At 65.2% G+C, this 15,365-nt stretch carries 15 protein-coding genes; 11 read left to right on the forward strand and 4 right to left on the reverse strand.

Annotated features, from left to right (window positions below):
* Positions 1 to 50: 50 nt before the first annotated feature.
* The 7 genes from hrcA to dnaJ all read left to right on the forward strand — a co-directional run bounded on the left by hrcA (position 51) and on the right by dnaJ (position 6,879).
* The gene (gene hrcA / locus AC1HFW_RS30800) at positions 51 to 1,055 is read left to right on the forward strand and encodes a heat-inducible transcriptional repressor HrcA (RefSeq protein WP_006393215.1); all 1,005 of its coding nucleotides are present in this window, start codon (positions 51 to 53) and stop codon (positions 1,053 to 1,055) included.
* A gap of 45 nt (positions 1,056 to 1,100) precedes the next feature.
* On the forward strand, positions 1,101 to 2,192 hold the full coding sequence (hemH, locus tag AC1HFW_RS30805) for a ferrochelatase (RefSeq protein ID WP_479286343.1): 1,092 nt from the start codon (positions 1,101 to 1,103) through the stop codon (positions 2,190 to 2,192).
* 12 nt (positions 2,193 to 2,204) lie between these two features.
* Entirely contained in the window at positions 2,205 to 2,438 is a 234-nt protein-coding gene (locus tag AC1HFW_RS30810; RefSeq protein WP_006393217.1) for a hypothetical protein, read from the forward strand.
* A 217-nt stretch (positions 2,439 to 2,655) separates the two neighbouring features.
* A complete protein-coding gene (gene grpE / locus AC1HFW_RS30815; RefSeq protein ID WP_006393218.1) occupies positions 2,656 to 3,213 on the forward strand; it encodes a nucleotide exchange factor GrpE in 558 nt (185 codons plus the stop codon).
* A gap of 14 nt (positions 3,214 to 3,227) precedes the next feature.
* Positions 3,228 to 3,632, forward strand: a complete 405-nt coding sequence (locus tag AC1HFW_RS30820; protein WP_054432974.1) for a thioredoxin family protein — start codon at positions 3,228 to 3,230, stop codon at positions 3,630 to 3,632.
* An 81-nt stretch (positions 3,633 to 3,713) separates the two neighbouring features.
* Positions 3,714 to 5,639, forward strand: a complete 1,926-nt coding sequence (gene dnaK, locus AC1HFW_RS30825) for a molecular chaperone DnaK (protein ID WP_006393220.1) — start codon at positions 3,714 to 3,716, stop codon at positions 5,637 to 5,639.
* 109 nt (positions 5,640 to 5,748) lie between these two features.
* Positions 5,749 to 6,879: a molecular chaperone DnaJ gene (gene dnaJ, locus AC1HFW_RS30830; RefSeq protein WP_006393221.1), complete on the forward strand. Its 1,131-nt coding sequence runs from the start codon at positions 5,749 to 5,751 to the stop codon at positions 6,877 to 6,879.
* 365 nt (positions 6,880 to 7,244) lie between these two features.
* Here dnaJ and AC1HFW_RS30835 read toward each other — a convergent pair whose 3' ends face one another.
* Both AC1HFW_RS30835 and AC1HFW_RS30840 read right to left on the reverse strand, forming a co-directional pair.
* Positions 7,245 to 7,631 (reverse strand): DUF4148 domain-containing protein, encoded by a 387-nt coding sequence (locus AC1HFW_RS30835; RefSeq protein WP_061072298.1) that lies wholly within the window; start codon positions 7,629 to 7,631, stop codon positions 7,245 to 7,247.
* Between the two features lie 291 nt (positions 7,632 to 7,922).
* The gene (locus tag AC1HFW_RS30840; RefSeq protein ID WP_061072297.1) at positions 7,923 to 10,676 is read right to left on the reverse strand and encodes a M16 family metallopeptidase; all 2,754 of its coding nucleotides are present in this window, start codon (positions 10,674 to 10,676) and stop codon (positions 7,923 to 7,925) included.
* 110 nt (positions 10,677 to 10,786) lie between these two features.
* On the opposite strand from AC1HFW_RS30840, the gene AC1HFW_RS30845 reads away from it, so the two are divergent.
* From AC1HFW_RS30845 to AC1HFW_RS30855, 3 genes are all read left to right on the forward strand, one after another.
* The gene (locus AC1HFW_RS30845) at positions 10,787 to 11,386 is read left to right on the forward strand and encodes a GNAT family N-acetyltransferase (RefSeq protein WP_061072296.1); all 600 of its coding nucleotides are present in this window, start codon (positions 10,787 to 10,789) and stop codon (positions 11,384 to 11,386) included.
* A gap of 294 nt (positions 11,387 to 11,680) precedes the next feature.
* A complete protein-coding gene (locus AC1HFW_RS30850) occupies positions 11,681 to 12,061 on the forward strand; it encodes a hypothetical protein (RefSeq protein WP_006393225.1) in 381 nt (126 codons plus the stop codon).
* A gap of 92 nt (positions 12,062 to 12,153) precedes the next feature.
* Positions 12,154 to 12,711 carry an N-acetyltransferase family protein gene (locus tag AC1HFW_RS30855; RefSeq protein WP_479286346.1) on the forward strand — a complete coding sequence of 186 codons (558 nt, stop codon included), beginning with the start codon at positions 12,154 to 12,156 and terminating at the stop codon, positions 12,709 to 12,711.
* Positions 12,712 to 12,752: 41 nt separating this feature from the next.
* Here AC1HFW_RS30855 and AC1HFW_RS30860 read toward each other — a convergent pair whose 3' ends face one another.
* On the reverse strand, positions 12,753 to 13,925 hold the full coding sequence (locus AC1HFW_RS30860) for a vWA domain-containing protein (protein ID WP_479286347.1): 1,173 nt from the start codon (positions 13,923 to 13,925) through the stop codon (positions 12,753 to 12,755).
* 22 nt (positions 13,926 to 13,947) lie between these two features.
* On the reverse strand, positions 13,948 to 14,829 hold the full coding sequence (locus tag AC1HFW_RS30865) for an AAA family ATPase (RefSeq protein ID WP_006393228.1): 882 nt from the start codon (positions 14,827 to 14,829) through the stop codon (positions 13,948 to 13,950).
* A gap of 178 nt (positions 14,830 to 15,007) precedes the next feature.
* Between AC1HFW_RS30865 and AC1HFW_RS30870 the strand changes: the two genes are divergently transcribed.
* Positions 15,008 to 15,361, forward strand: coding sequence for a c-type cytochrome (locus AC1HFW_RS30870; protein ID WP_035360031.1), 354 nt, complete (start codon positions 15,008 to 15,010; stop codon positions 15,359 to 15,361).
* Positions 15,362 to 15,365 lie beyond the last annotated feature (4 nt).

Below are 15,365 nucleotides of genomic sequence, written 5' to 3' on the forward strand. Positions count from 1 at the left end.
TGCGGGACAAAAATCGCCTTAATTGGAAAAGATTCCCTAAAATACCCGCTATGGATGACCGCGCACGCGCATTACTGAAAGCGTTGATCGAACGCTACATCGCCGATGGGCAACCAGTCGGCTCGCGGACGCTATCGAAGGTCTTCGACCTGTCGCCCGCCACCATCCGCAACGTCATGGCGGACCTGGAAGAACTGGGCCTGATCCACAGTCCGCACACCTCCGCGGGGCGCATTCCGACGCCGCGCGGCTATCGCATGTTCGTCGATTCGCTGCTGGCGGTGCAGTCCTACCAGCTCGAACCGCACAACATGGGCGACATGCTGGCGGCGGCCGAACCCACCCGCGCGGTCAATGCCGCGGCGGCGCTGCTGTCGAACCTGACGCAGTTCGCCGGCGTGGTGCTGACGCCCAAGCGCGCCCAGGTGTTCCGCCAGATCGAATTCATCCGCCTGTCCGACAAGCGAGTCCTGCTGATCATCGTCACCCCGGATGGCGACGTGCAGAACCGCATCCTGTTCGTGCAGCGCGACTACGCCGAGGCCGAGCTGCTGGAGGCCGGCAACTTCTTCAACATCCATTTCGCCGGCAAGTCCTTCGACGCGGTGCGGCGCACCCTGTCGACCGAGCTGGCCCAGCTGCGCGAAGACATCTCGCGGCTGATGCAGGCGGCGGTCGAGGCCAGCGCCGAAGCGGCCGAGGATGGCGACGCGGTGGTCATTTCGGGCGAGCGCAAGCTGCTCGACGTCACCGACATCGCCTCCGACATGGACCGCCTGCGCAAGATGTTCTCGCTGTTTGAAAAGAAGACCGACCTGCTGCAGCTGCTCGACGTGTCGAGCCGCGCGCAAGGCGTGCAGATCTACATCGGCGGCGATTCGCAGCTGGTGCCGATGGAAGAAGTCTCGGTGATCACCGCGCCCTATGGCGTGGACGGCAAGGTGGTCGGCACGCTCGGCGTGATCGGTCCGACCCGCATGGCCTACGAACGCGTGATTCCCATCGTGGACATCACGGCGCGCCTGCTGTCCAACGCCCTCAGCCACAACCAGTAGTTCCATTCGAACCGACATCCTCCTTGCGGAGGAAGGGGAGTTTTTGTGTTTCTTCGCCTGTTCAAGTATCTCTGGCCTGAACGCTACCTGCCCGAAGCCGAGCAGGACGACCCCTTCAATGAAGACCCGCCGCCGCGCGCGCCGGGCAAGGTCGGCGTGCTGCTGGTGAACCTGGGCACGCCCGACACCCCGGGCAAGAAGGACATCCGCAAGTACCTGGGCGAATTCCTGTCGGACCCGCGCGTGATCGAGATCCCGCGCTATCTGTGGAAGCCGATCCTGCACGGCCTGGTGCTGACGATGCGCCCGAAGAAACTGGAACCGCGCTACGCCGGCGTCTGGCTCAAGGGCGGCTCGCCGCTGATGGTCTACAGCCGCCGCCAGGCCGAGGGCGTGCAGGCCGCGTTGACCGCGGCCGGGGTCGAGGCGGTGGTGGAACTGGGCATGCGCTATGGCAATCCGTCGATTCCCGACGCCATCTCGCGGCTGCGGGCGCAGGGCTGCGAACGCATCCTGACCGTGCCGCTGTATCCGCAATACGCCGCCAGCACGTCGGCCACCGTGGTCGATGCCGTCACGCGCCACGCCGGCCGGCTGCGCGACCAGCCGGAAATGCGCTTCATCAAGCGGTTCCACGAGGACCCCATCTATCTCGACCCGCTGGCCGCCCGTATCGAGGCGTACTGGCGCGAGCATGGCAAGCCGCAGAAGCTGGTCATGAGCTTCCATGGCCTGCCGCGCTATTCCATCGAACTGGGCGATCCGTACTACCGCGACTGCATGGAAACCGCGCGGCTGCTGTCGCAGCGCCTGTCGCTGCCGCGCGAGCAGATCGAGGTGACCTTCCAGAGCCGCTTCGGCACCGCCCGCTGGCTCGAGCCCTATACCGAGCCGACCCTCAAGGCGCTGGCCGCCTCGGGCGTCACCGAGGTGGATGTGGTGTGTCCGGGATTTGTGGCAGACTGTCTGGAAACCCTGGAAGAGATCAGCCTGGAGTGCCGCGACGCCTTTCTCGGCGCCGGCGGCAAGCAGTTCCGTTACATCCCGGCGCTCAATGACGATCCGGCCTGGATCGCGGGGTTGGCCACCCTGACGGCACGACACTTGCAGGGGTGGCCCACACATTCACGGACTTGAAGGAGAGGGCGCATGCACCATGATCCCAAGACGGGCAAGATTGTGAAAAAGGGGAACGTCAGCACCCCGGTGGACGAGGATCAGGTCGAGCACGAGCTGGACGAGGCGCTGGCCGAGACCTTTCCCGCCAGCGATCCCATCGCAATCAATCCGGAGCCGGACGACGATCCGCGCGTCGACCGCGCCCTGAAAGAGAGCTTTCCCGCCAGTGACGCCGTCGCGCCGGCGCAGCCGCACAAGAAATGACCTGTCCCTGATATCGGCGGGTTTGCCGAGATGCCGGTTTTCCGTGCGGTTTGCGGTTGAAGCCGGGGTCTTGGCGGGTTTTTCCGGATTTTCCTGGGTGACTGCCGGTTGCCGCGGTGGCGGCGCGCGACGGGGAATATTTGCTTTCCCGGGCTTGAAATAGGGGTATTGGCCCCCATTCATGTCTGCGAAAGCCATTCTTTTTGGAGGATTCCCCATGACGGCACCCAACGAGCCTGTAGATCAGACGCCCGGATTCGGCAGCGATGCCGATGCGGCCCCCGCCGCCCAGGACGCCGCGCAGGCCGAGCTGAACGAGTTGCGCGCCCAGCTGGACGCCGCCCAGGCCACCGTCAATGAGCAGCAGGACCAGCTTCTGCGCATCCGCGCCGAGGCCGAGAACGTGCGCCGCCGTGCCCAGGAAGAAGTGTCCAAGGCACGCAAGTTCGGCATCGAGTCGTTCGCGGAAAGCCTGGTACCGGTCAAGGACAGCCTCGAGGCCGCGCTGGCCCAGGCCGACCAGACCGTGGACACGCTGCGTGAAGGCGTCGAAGTCACGCTCAAGCAGCTGACCGCCGCCTTCGAGCGCAACATGCTCAAGGAAATCGCGCCGGTCCAGGGCGACAAGTTCGATCCGCACCAGCACCAGGCGATTTCGTCGATCCCGACCGACCAGCCCGCCAACACGGTGGTGCAGGTGCTGCAGAAAGGTTACGCCATCGCCGACCGCACGCTGCGTCCGGCCCTGGTGGTGGTGTCCGCCGGCCAAGGCTGAACGGACGGCGCGCCATGACCGATCCCAGGTTCGACCCGGCCCAGGTCTTCGCGGTGTTCGGCATGCGTCATGTCGATACCGCGGGATTCGACGCCGCCGTGGTCCAGGCGCCGGGATCGGACCTGCGCTGCGTGTTCCTGTGGGGCCAGGATTGCTATAACTGCAATCTCTTCAAGCAGGCGGCGCTGCTGCACCAGGAAACCCTGCTGGGCCTGGGGCTGAGCTGGTTCGAGGCGGATGTGTACGCCGACGAGCCGCTGGGCCGCCGCTTTTCCTTGCATGGCGTCCCCACTTTTGTGCTTTACCGGGCCGGAAAACGGCTCGGCCGCATCACCGGTTGGCCCGGATTGCCCCAGTTCACGGCGGCGATCCGGCGCCTGCAGGAAACGCCGGCGGAAAATTCCAGCCAGGCGTCTTGAAAAACCCTGCGGGCAGCCCCAGTTATGTGGGGACAGGAAATTTCTCTCCAATTTCACAGATTTATCCAAGGTAACCCGACCATGAGCAAAATTATTGGCATCGACCTGGGCACGACCAACAGCTGCGTGGCTGTCATGGACGGCGGTCAGGTCAAGATCATCGAAAACGCCGAAGGCGCCCGCACCACCCCGTCGATCGTCGCCTACATGGACGACGGCGAGACGCTGGTTGGCGCGCCCGCCAAGCGCCAGGCCGTGACCAACCCGCGCAACACGCTGTACGCGGTGAAGCGCCTGATCGGCCGCAAGTTCGAGGAAAAGGCGGTGCAGAAGGACATCAACCTGATGCCCTATGCCATCGTCAAGGCCGACAACGGCGACGCTTGGGTGGAAGTGCGCGGCAAGAAGATGGCGCCTCCCCAAGTGTCGGCCGACGTGCTGCGCAAGATGAAGAAGACCGCCGAGGACTACCTGGGCGAGGAAGTGACCGAGGCCGTCATCACGGTGCCGGCGTACTTCAACGACAGCCAGCGCCAGGCCACCAAGGACGCCGGCCGCATCGCCGGCCTGGAAGTCAAGCGCATCATCAACGAGCCGACCGCGGCCGCGCTGGCCTTCGGCCTGGACAAGACCGAAAAGGGCGACCGCAAGATCGCCGTGTATGACCTGGGTGGCGGCACGTTCGACGTGTCGATCATCGAAATCGCCGACGTCGATGGCGAAAAGCAGTTCGAAGTGCTGTCGACCAACGGCGACACCTTCCTGGGCGGCGAAGACTTCGACCAGCGCATCATCGACTACATCATCTCCGAGTTCAAGAAGGAACAAGGCGTTGATCTGTCCAAGGACGTGCTGGCCCTGCAGCGCCTGAAGGAAGCCGCTGAAAAGGCCAAGATCGAACTGTCGTCGGCGCAGCAGACCGAGATCAACCTGCCGTACATCACGGCCGACGCCTCGGGTCCGAAGCACCTGAACCTGAAGATCACGCGCGCCAAGCTGGAAGCGCTGGTCGAGGAACTGATCGAACGCACCATCGAACCCTGCCGCGTGGCCATCAAGGACGCCGGCGTGAAGGTTTCCGACATCGACGACGTGATCCTGGTCGGCGGCATGACCCGCATGCCCAAGGTTCAGGAAAAGGTGAAGGAATTCTTCGGCAAGGATCCGCGCAAGGACGTGAACCCCGACGAAGCCGTCGCCGCTGGCGCCGCCATCCAGGGTTCCGTGCTGTCGGGCGATCGCAAGGACGTGCTGCTGCTGGACGTCACCCCCCTGTCCCTGGGTATTGAAACCCTGGGCGGCGTGATGACCAAGATGATCCAGAAGAACACGACCATCCCGACCCGCTTCTCGCAGACCTTCTCGACCGCCGACGACAACCAGCCGGCCGTGACGATCAAGGTGTTCCAGGGCGAGCGTGAGATCGCCGCGGGCAACAAGGCCCTGGGCGAGTTCAACCTCGAAGGGATCCCGCCGTCGCCGCGTGGCATGCCGCAGATCGAAGTCACGTTCGACATCGACGCCAACGGCATCCTGCACGTGTCGGCCAAGGACAAGGGCACCGGCAAGGAAAACAAGATCACCATCAAGGCCAACTCGGGTCTGTCGGAAGACGAGATCCAGCGCATGGTCAAGGATGCCGAGGCCAACGCCGAGGAAGATCACCGCGTCGCCGAGCTGGCCCAGTCGCGCAACCAGGCCGATGCCCTGGTGCACGCCACCCGCAAGTCGCTGACCGAATACGGCGACAAGCTCGAGGCGTCCGAGAAGGAAGGCATCGAGGCGGCCATCAAGGCGCTGGAAGAAACGTTGAAGGACGGCGACAAGGCCGCCATCGACGCCAAGGTCGAAGCCCTGTCGACCGCCTCGCAGAAGCTCGGCGAAAAGATGTACGCCGACATGCAGGCGCAGCAAGCCGCCGGCCAGCAGCAGGCCGCCGACAACGCGAAGCCGGTGGACGACAATGTCGTCGACGCCGACTTCAAGGAAGTCAAGCGCGACCAATAATGGCCGGGCGCTGACCTGCCTCTGCCGCCCGGTAGCCGGAGAAATCCGCCTACCGGGCGAACTCATTCTGTAGCACTGAAAAGAAGGCTCTCCCCCGAGCCCACCGATCATGGCAAAACGCGACTATTACGAAGTCCTGGGCGTGGCGAAAAACGCCTCGGACGACGAACTCAAGAAGGCCTATCGAAAGCTGGCCATGAAGTACCATCCGGACCGCAATCCGGACAGCAAGGAAGCCGAAGAGAAGTTCAAGGAAGCCAAGGAGGCCTACGAGGTCCTGGGCGATGAACAGAAGCGCGCCGCGTACGACCGCTACGGCCACGCGGGCGTCGACCCCAACGCCGCGGGCATGGGCGCTGGCGGCATGGGCGGCGGATTCGCCGACGCCTTTGGCGACATCTTCGGCGAGATCTTTGGCGGCGGCGGCGGTGGCCGTCGCGGCGGCGGTCCGCAGGTCTATCGCGGCGCCGACCTGAAGTACGCGCTGGAGATCACGCTGGAGCAGGCCGCGGCCGGCTTCGACACCGAGATCCGCGTGCCCAGCTGGGAAAACTGCGACACCTGCCACGGTTCCGGCGCCAAGCCCGGCACCTCGCCCAAGACCTGCCGTACCTGCGGCGGCTCCGGCGCGGTGCGCATGCAGCAGGGTTTCTTCAGCGTCCAGCAGACCTGCCCGACCTGCCATGGCAATGGCAAGGAAATCACCGATCCGTGCGCGGCCTGCGATGGCGTCGGCCGCATCCGCCGCAACAAGACCCTGCAGGTCAAGATTCCGGCCGGCATCGACGACGGCATGCGCATCCGCTCCAGCGGCAATGGCGAGCCCGGCATCAACGGCGGCCCTCCGGGCGACCTGTATGTGGAAATCCACATCAAGCAGCACAAGATCTTCCAGCGCGACGGAGACGACCTGCACTGCGAGCTGACCATCCCGTTCACCACGGCGGCGCTGGGCGGCGAACTGCAGGTGCCGACGCTGGGCGGCAAGGCCGAGATCTCGATTCCCGAAGGCACGCAGTCCGGCAAGACCTTCCGCCTGCGCGGCAAGGGCATCCGCGGCGTGCGCGGCAGCTATCCGGGCGATCTGTACTGCCACGTGGTGGTCGAGACGCCGGTGCGCCTGAGCGACGACCAGAAGAACATCCTGCGCCAGTTCGAGGCCTCGCTGAACGACGGGGGCGACCGCCACTCGCCGCAAAGCAAGTCCTGGACCGATCGCGTCAAGGAGTTCTTCAGCTGAATCCGCTGAGCTGAATCCCGCCGTAGCGGCGGCACGCGGCCCAGGGTCTGGAGGCATCCGGATCCTGGGCCGATTTCATTGGGCGGGGCAATCGCCGGGGCGAAAAAAAACCGCGGCTTGCGCCGCGGTTTCACTGCAGGTACTGCAACTTCTTGCTTCAGACTTCGTACCGCTAACTACAGGTGCTGCCTCTTCCAAAACAGACTTCGTACTGCTAACTACAGGTACTGCTACTTCCAAAACAGACTGCGTACTGCCTAACTACAGGTACTGCTACTTCCACTGCTAGATCCGCCGCTGTGGCCTGAAAAAACCGACCCCGAACCATGATGCCGCCCGGGGCCGGCCGGGCTACAGCAAGCAGCTCACCGGGTGATCGGCGGGTATTCGAGTTCGCCGAACGTGTACTGGCCGCTGGCCTTGGCCTGGGCGAGTTCCTGCTGCACATCGGCGCGCGTCTTGACGCTGGCCGCCGCCTTGACGGGCGGGTATTGCAGTTCGCCGAAGGTGTATTCGCCGCTGGTCTTGGCTTGTTGCAGCTGGGCTTGCACTTCCTGCGCGCTCAGGCTGGCGGCCTGGGGCAGGGCGGGCGGATAGTCCAGCTCGCCGAAGGTGTATTGGCCGCTGATCTTGGCCTGTTGCAATTCGGTCGCCACCTGGGCGCTCGACTTGGCCTGCTCGACGCCGGCGGCTTGGGCGCCAGCGCCCACCAGGGCTAGGGAAATCAGCAGGGTAGTTGTCAGGGTTTTCATAATGACCTCCAATTCGTTTTAAACGGGGCCGAATCCGGCGGCCCTCCGTCGTGGTTCGTTGTTTGTTCCCGATGACTGAATTGTGCGCGTCATTCCACTTGGGATAAACCCTGATATCTTGAAAACATCTTTCCAAATAGCCATGTAATAAATGCCGCATAGGGATATCTACCCACTTTTGGCATGGTCTTTTCATTTCTGGGTGGGGAACCGACGGGCGAGGCCGGAACGTGTGGGCAAAAAAAAGCCCCTGCCGGGGCAGGGGCTGGGACGCCGGGAGGGGCGTGGCGCTCAGGGCGCCTTTTTCTTGAAGTCGCCGGCGACGGCGGTGCTGAAGCCGTCGGGGCGCAGGTACTTGCGCAGCGCCGCGTTGACCGTGTCGGGCGTGAGGGCGCTGATCTTCTTGTCCATCTCGGCCGACCATTCGAAGGTGCGGCCGCGCTGCAGGTAGTCGAGCCAGGTGCCGGCCAGCACGTCGTCCTGGGCGCGGGCCAGGTTGCGGTAGTTCAGCAGGGCGGTGATGCCGTCGGAGATCTCCTTGTCGCTGAAACCGTCCTTGAGCACGCGTGCCAGTTCCTCGCCGATGGCCTTTTCCAGGCGCTCGCGGTTCTGCGGCGCGTAGATGGCGTACATGGTCCAGCTGGCGCTGGGTTCGAACGACGAGACCGACAGCGAGCTGCGCACGTTGTAGGACAGGCCCTCGGTTTCACGCACGCGGTTCCACAGGCGCGAGGTTTCCGAGGCGCCGAACAGGTAGTTGGCCAGGTACAGCGCCGCGTAGTCGGCATCGCTGTCCTGCAACTTCAGGGGCATGCGCGAGATGTAGAACGCGTTGGCCTTGTCCGGGGTCTCGATGTCGAACTGCTTGGCGGGGATGTCGCGGTACGGATTGCCGACACGGGTGTAGGCGGGGGCGCGCTTCCAGCCGGCCAGGCCATCCTTGACGGCCTTTTCGACGGCCTCGGGCTCGAAATCGCCGACCGCCGAGTACTCGATCTTGCCGGCACCGTAGAACTTGGCGTGGAACTTGACCAGCGCGTCGCGGTTCAGCGCGCGGATGCTGGCCAGCGATTCGTCGAACGTGGGCACGTAGCGCAGGTCATCGGCGGGCCACGGATTGTCCTGGCGCGCCAGGGCGCGTCCGGCCAGGGCCTGCGGCTCGGTCATGGCGTTCTGGATCGAGGTCTCGAGCTGGCGCTGGTATTCCTCGAGCTGCTCCTTGGGGAAGTTGGCGTTGCGCACGATGTCCAGCGCCAGGCGGGTCAGCTCGGGCAGGTTTTCACGCTTGGTCGACATGGCGATCTTGAGCGTGGTGCCGCCGCCGCTGAAGCCGAGCTCGGCCTGCAGCTTGTCGAGGCGGTCCTGGATGTCCTGGCGCGACAGCTTGGCGGTGCCGCGCGTCAGCAGGTCGGCCACGGCGCTGGAATTCACGCGCTGGCCCAGCAGGTCTTTCTCGTTGCCGAACTGGATCAGCATCTGCGCCTGCACGCGGTTGCCGCGCGTGGCCTTGGGCAGCAGCGCCAGTTGCACCGGACCGTTGGGCAGGTCGAGCGTCTTGCGCTGGGTCATGCGGTCGATATTCTGCGGCGTGGGATCGAAGGCGGACGCGGCCTTGAAGTCGGGGTCGCCCTTGTAGTCCTTGAACACCGCGGTCAGGTCGACGCGTTGCGTCTGCGGCGCGCGCACCGGCTTTTCGGTCGGGATGTAGCGGCCTTCGATGCGGTTGCTCTGCACCAGGTAGGTGGTGGCGGCCTGCTGCACTTCGGCCAGCGTGGCCTTGCGGGCGCGGTCGCGTTGCAGGAAGAACAGGCGCCAGTCGCCGGCGGCAATGGCTTCGGACAGCGCCACGCCGACCTGCTCGGGATCGCTGTAGGTCTGTTCCCACGAGGTCAGCCACTTGCTGCGCGCGCGGTCCAGTTCCTGCTGGGTGAAGGGCTTCTTGCCGAGCGCTTCGAGCGTGCCGGTCAGCGCCTTCATGGCGGCGTCCTGGCTTTTGCCCGGGGTCAGCTGGGCGGCGAACATCGCCAGGCCCGGATCCAGGTTTTCCATGGTGAAGCCGAACACGCCCGAGGCCAGCTTGGTCGGCACCAGCGCGTGGTAGAGACGGCCCGAAGGCGTGTCGGCCAGGATGGTGGTGGCCAGGTCGAACGGCACGAAGTCGGTGCTGCCGGCGGCGGGGATGTGGTACATCGCGGCGACCAGCGGCGTGCCGCCGGCGCGGCGCAGCGTGACGGCGCGCTCGCCGTCCTGGGCCGGTTCGACGGTGTATTCCGGCGGCAGCTTGCGGTCGGGCTTGGGCAGCTTGCCCAGCGTGGCCTCGATGTCGGCCAGCGTAGCCTGCGGATCGAACTTGCCGGCCACGATCAGCACCGCGTTGTCGGGCTGGTAGTACTCGTGATAGAAGGCGCGCAGCTGGCCGATGTCGACGTTCTCGACGTCGGAGCGGGCGCCGATGGTGTTCTTGCCGTAGCTGTGCCATTGGAAGGCGGCCGCCTGCATCTTCTGCATGAGGATGCGGAAGGGGCTGTTCTCGCCGCTTTCCATCTCGTTGCGCACGACGGTCATTTCGGAATCGAGGTCTTCCTTGGCGATCAGGGAATTGACCATGGCGTCGGCCTGCCAGCCCAGGTACCACTTGAGGGTGTCGGGGTTGGCGGCGAAGCTGGCGAAATAGTTGGTGCGGTCGCTGGAGGTCGAGCCGTTGGCCTGCAGGCCGCGGCGCGAGAACTCGCCCATGGCGTTGCGCGTGGTGGAGGTGCCCTTGAACAGCATGTGTTCGAGCAGGTGGGCCATGCCTGTCTGGCCGTAGTTCTCGTTGCGCGAGCCGACCAGGTAGGTCATGTTGACCGTGGTCGAGGGCTTGGATTCGTCGGGAACCAGCAGGACGCGCAGGCCGTTGCTGAGGCGGTATTCGGTGATGCCCTCGATCGAGGCGGCCTCCGTGACGCCAGCCGGCAGGCTGGCGGCTCCGGCCTGGAAGGCCAGGAAGGATGAGAACAGCAGCGCGCCCAGCGGACGCGGCAGCTTCGATATGGACAGGCGCATGGCGGACTATTCCTTTGGCATGGCAGAATCCGTTGGAGTGTATACGGTGTGAATGGTTCAGGGGCCCGCCCCTGGCGCGCCGGCCCGTCGTTCTGTCTGGAAAACCGTGCATGTCGCTATCCCTTGAAATCGAGACTCCCCGCCTGGTGCTGCGGCAATGGCTGGCGGCCGACCGCAAGCCGTTCGCCGACATGAACACCGACGCGCGCGTGACCCGCTACCTGTTGCCGATGACCGCGCCGGAAAGCGATGCGCTGGCCGACCGGCTGGCCGCGGGCATCGACGAGTACGGCTGGGGCTTCTGGGCCGTCGAGGCGCCGGGCGTCGCGCCGTTCATCGGTTTCGTCGGCATCAAGGCGCTGGCGCCGACGCTGCCGTTCGCGCCGGGCGTGGAAATCGGCTGGCGCCTGGCGGCGCCCTATTGGGGCAGGGGCTACGCCAGCGAGGCCGCGCAGGCCGCGCTGCGGGTGGGGTTCGAGCAGATCGGCGTGCCCGAGATCGTGGCGTTCACGGTGCCGGAAAATGAGCCATCACGCGCCGTGATGCGGCGTCTTGGCATGCGTGAAGATGCGCAGCGCTTCGAGCATCCGGCCGTGCCGGACGGCCATCCCTTGAAGACGCACGTGCTGTACCGGCTGGCGCGCGAGGCGTGGCATGCGCAGAAAAATGGTGACGCAGGCACAGGCACGGAGCCGTTCGCGGCGGCATAAGCGCCGGCAGGCCCTGTCACGCCAGGATGTTGCGCCGCAACACCCTGGCTTGGCGCGGTCGATTTGAGATCGGGGCGGGCGCGGGTGTAAGCTTTGCAGAACGTAGTTGCTGTTGTCGACGGGATGCGCGACAGCCGTCTACAGGCTTCCCGTCCAACGCCAGCCGCCGCCCCGCCGGGTCGCAGACCGGCCGCATGCCGGATTGCGCCTCGCGCCCCACGGGCGACGACGGTGCTTGTTGTTCGCGCCTTCGCCGCCGGCATCCTGCCGGCGCATCTTTCGGAGGAACGACCCATGCTGACCGAGATCGTCACGCGTGCCTTGTCCCAACTGACCGGCAGCCCCATGAGCGGCGACCGCATCAAAGGACAGTTTCAGTACGCTTATGCCAGTGATGACGGCCAATTCGTGGCCATACTGACCCATGACATGACCACCTATGTGGTGGACCTGCGCGCCCAGCGCTATTTCGCCGAGTGCGGAGGATCGCCGCGTGGCTTTGCCGGGCATGTGCTCGAGATGGAAGGCGCCGAGGCGCGCCAGCATCCGTGGCCCGCGGCCAACGACCTGTTCGACCTGGACATGGATGCGGACGAACTGTCCTGGCGCCAGTGTCCGGGGATGCGCAGCATGGCCGGCAGCGCCAACCGATCTGTGGAGAGCCGCGCCGCCTGAGAGTGGCCAGAAGCGGCAGTCCCCTCACTGAACCGGCGACATCGCCGGTTTTTTTTATCTGGCGGTCAGGGCGGCCCGCTACAATCCGCGCCATGACTACGCACGCAGACAACGCCGCTCCGGACGGCGCCCTCCTGGTCGATTGCACGCATGAGCGCCATGCGGACCAGATCCTGGCCATCTTCAACGAGGCCATCGTCACCTCGACCGCGCTGTACGACTACAAGCCGCGCCCGCGCGAGGCGATGCAGGGCTGGTTCCAGGCCAAGGCCAACGGCGGCTTTCCGGTGGTGGGGTTCGAGAACGCGGCGGGCGAGCTGATGGCGTTTGCCAGCTACGGCACGTTCCGCGCCTGGCCGGCCTACAAGTATTCGGTCGAGCATTCCGTGTATGTCGACGGCCGTTTCCGTGGGCAGGGGCTGGGCGAGGCGCTGATGCGCGTGCTGATCGCGCGCGCCCGCGCCAACCAGGTGCACCTGATGATCGGCGGCATCGACGCGGCCAACCAGGGCAGCATCAAGCTGCATGAGAAGCTGGGCTTCGCGCATGCCGGCACTATTCGCGAGGCGGGTTTCAAGTTCGGCCGCTGGCTCGACCTGGCGTTCTACCAGCTGACGCTGGACACGCCGGCGCGGCCGGTGGATGGCTGACGCGCGTCGCCGAGGGGGCGCGGCGGCGCGCGGTCGTCGCCTTACTTCGACAGCACCCGCATCGCCTGTTCCAGCCCCGCGACCGTCACGGGGTACATGCGGTCCTGCATGATGTCGCGCATCAGCGCGATCGACTGGCGGTACTGCCACGACGCGGTGGGCTCGGGATTGAGCCACACCGATTTGGGCCAGGCGTCCAGCAGCCGGCGCATCCACTGCGCGCCGGGTTCCTTGTTGTAGTGCTCGACCGAGCCGCCCGGTTGCAGGATCTCGTAGGGGCTCATGGTGGCGTCGCCGACGATGATCAGGCGCCAGTCGGGGTTGTATTTGCGCAGCACGTCCCAGGTGTCGAAGCGTTCGTTCTGGCGCCGGCGGTTGCTCTGCCACAGGCTCTCGTAGGGGCAGTTGTGGAAGTAGTAGACCTCGAGATTGCGGAACTCGCTGCGGGCCGCGGAGAACAGTTCCTCGACGCGGCCGATGTGGTCGTCCATGCTGCCGCCGACGTCCAGTAGCATCAGCACCTTGACCGTGTTGTGGCGCTCCGGGACCATGCGCAGGTCCAGGTGGCCGGCGTTGCGCGCGGTGCTGGCGATGGTGTCGTCCAGGTCCAGCTCGAGCTCGGCGCCTTCGCGCGCGAAGCGCCGCAGGCGGCGCAACGCGACCTTGAAGTTGCGCGTCCCCAGCTCGACCTGGTCGTCGTAGTCCTTGAACTGGCGCATGTCCCAGACCTTGACCGCGCTGCGGTTGCCGGCCGACTGGCCGCCGACGCGGATGCCTTCGGGGTGGTAGCCGCCGTTGCCGAAGGGCGAGGTGCCGCCGGTGCCGATCCATTTGCTGCCGCCGGCATGGCGTTCCTTCTGCTCTTCCATGCGCTCCTTGAAGAGCTCCATCAGCTTGTCCCAGCCGTGCTTCTCGATGGCGGCTTTTTCTTCCGGCGTCAGGCTCTTCTCGAACTGCTTGATGAGCCAGTCCAGCGGGATGTCCTTGCCCGCGGGCAGCGCGGCCTCGATGCCCTTGTAGTAGGCGCCGAAGGCCTTGTCGTAGCGGTCGTAGAGCGATTCGTCCTTGACCAGCGCGGTGCGCGCCAGGAAGTAGAAGTCGTCCAGCGTGGGCGTCATCACGTCCCGACGCAGCGCGTCCACCAGCGTCAGGTATTCCTGCACCGAGACCGGCAGCTTGTGGGCCCGCAGGTGGTAGAAGAAGTCGATCAGCATGGCAGGCGCCGTGAAGGAAGCGTCAGCGGCGCGGCGTGCCGCGGGTCATGGCGGCGAGCCGTTCGAGCAGGTGCACGTCCTGTTCGTTCTTGAGCAGCGCGCCGGCCATCAGCGGCACCGCGGTGGCGGTGTGCGCATCGATCTGCGCCGCGCTGACGTCCTCGGCCAGCAGCAGGCGCAGCCAGTCCAGCAGTTCGGAGGTCGACGGTTTTTTCTTCAGGCCGGGCGCGTCGCGCAGGCTGAAGAACGTGTCGAGCGCCGCGCGCAGCACGTCCTGCTTGAGTTCGGGGAAGTGCACCGCGACGATGTCGCGCATGGTGTCGCGGTCGGGGAAGCGGATGTAGTGGAAGAAGCAGCGGCGCAGGAAGGCGTCGGGCAGGTCCTTCTCGTTGTTGGAGGTGATGATGACCAGCGGCCGGTGGCGCGCGGCGATGGTCTGGCGCGTTTCGTACACATGGAATTCCATGCGGTCGAGTTCGCGCAGCAGGTCGTTGGGGAACTCGATGTCGGCCTTGTCGATCTCGTCGATCAGCACCACCACCGGCTGTTCGGCGTCGAAGGCCTGCCACAGCGTGCCCTGCACGATGTAGTTGCGGATGTCGCGGACCTTTTCGTCGCCGAGCTGCGAGTCGCGCAGGCGCGACACCGCGTCGTATTCGTAAAGACCCTGATGCGCCTTGGTGGTGGACTTGATGTGCCACTGCAGCAAAGGACGGTCCAGCGCGCGCGCCACTTCCTCGGCCAGCATGGTCTTGCCGGTGCCGGGTTCGCCCTTGATCAGCAGCGGGCGCTGCAGTGTCAGCGCGGCGTTGACGGCGAGCTTGAGGTCATCGGTGGCGACGTATCGGTCGGTGCCATCGAAGCGTGCGTGCGGTGCGGAAGGAGCGGTCTGGGCAGCGGACATGGATGAGCGGACTTCTCAGGGTTGATGGGGATCAAGGCCATTTTCGGGTATTAATCCTAGACAATTATCGTACAATCAGGCGGTTTTGCAGTTGGGTTCGACCCGCAACGTGTTTGCCGGGGGCCTTTCCGTGTGAGCAGGCCCTAGTCCTCAAGCCATACCAAGAAGAGCCATCCCAATGAAGTTGCGATTCTCTCTGAAGTACTCGGTTTCCCTGCTGGCCGCATTGGCATCCTGTGCGATCGCCGGCCAGGCAGTTGCTGCGGATGCAGCGCCGGTCGGTAATGTCCAGAACGCCCGTGACAAGGTGTCCATGTGCATCGGTTGCCATGGCATCGAAGGCTACAAGGCGACGTTCCCCGAGCTTTATCACGTACCGATGATCGCTGGCCAGAACGCCAAGTACATCGAGACCGCCCTCAACGAGTACAAGAAAGGCGCGCGCAGCCATCCCACGATGGATGCCATTGCCGGCAGCCTGTCCGACCAGGACATCGCCGACCTGGCCGCTTACTACTCGAACCTGAAATAACCCG

The organism is Achromobacter sp. ISS7 (assembly GCF_056523125.1).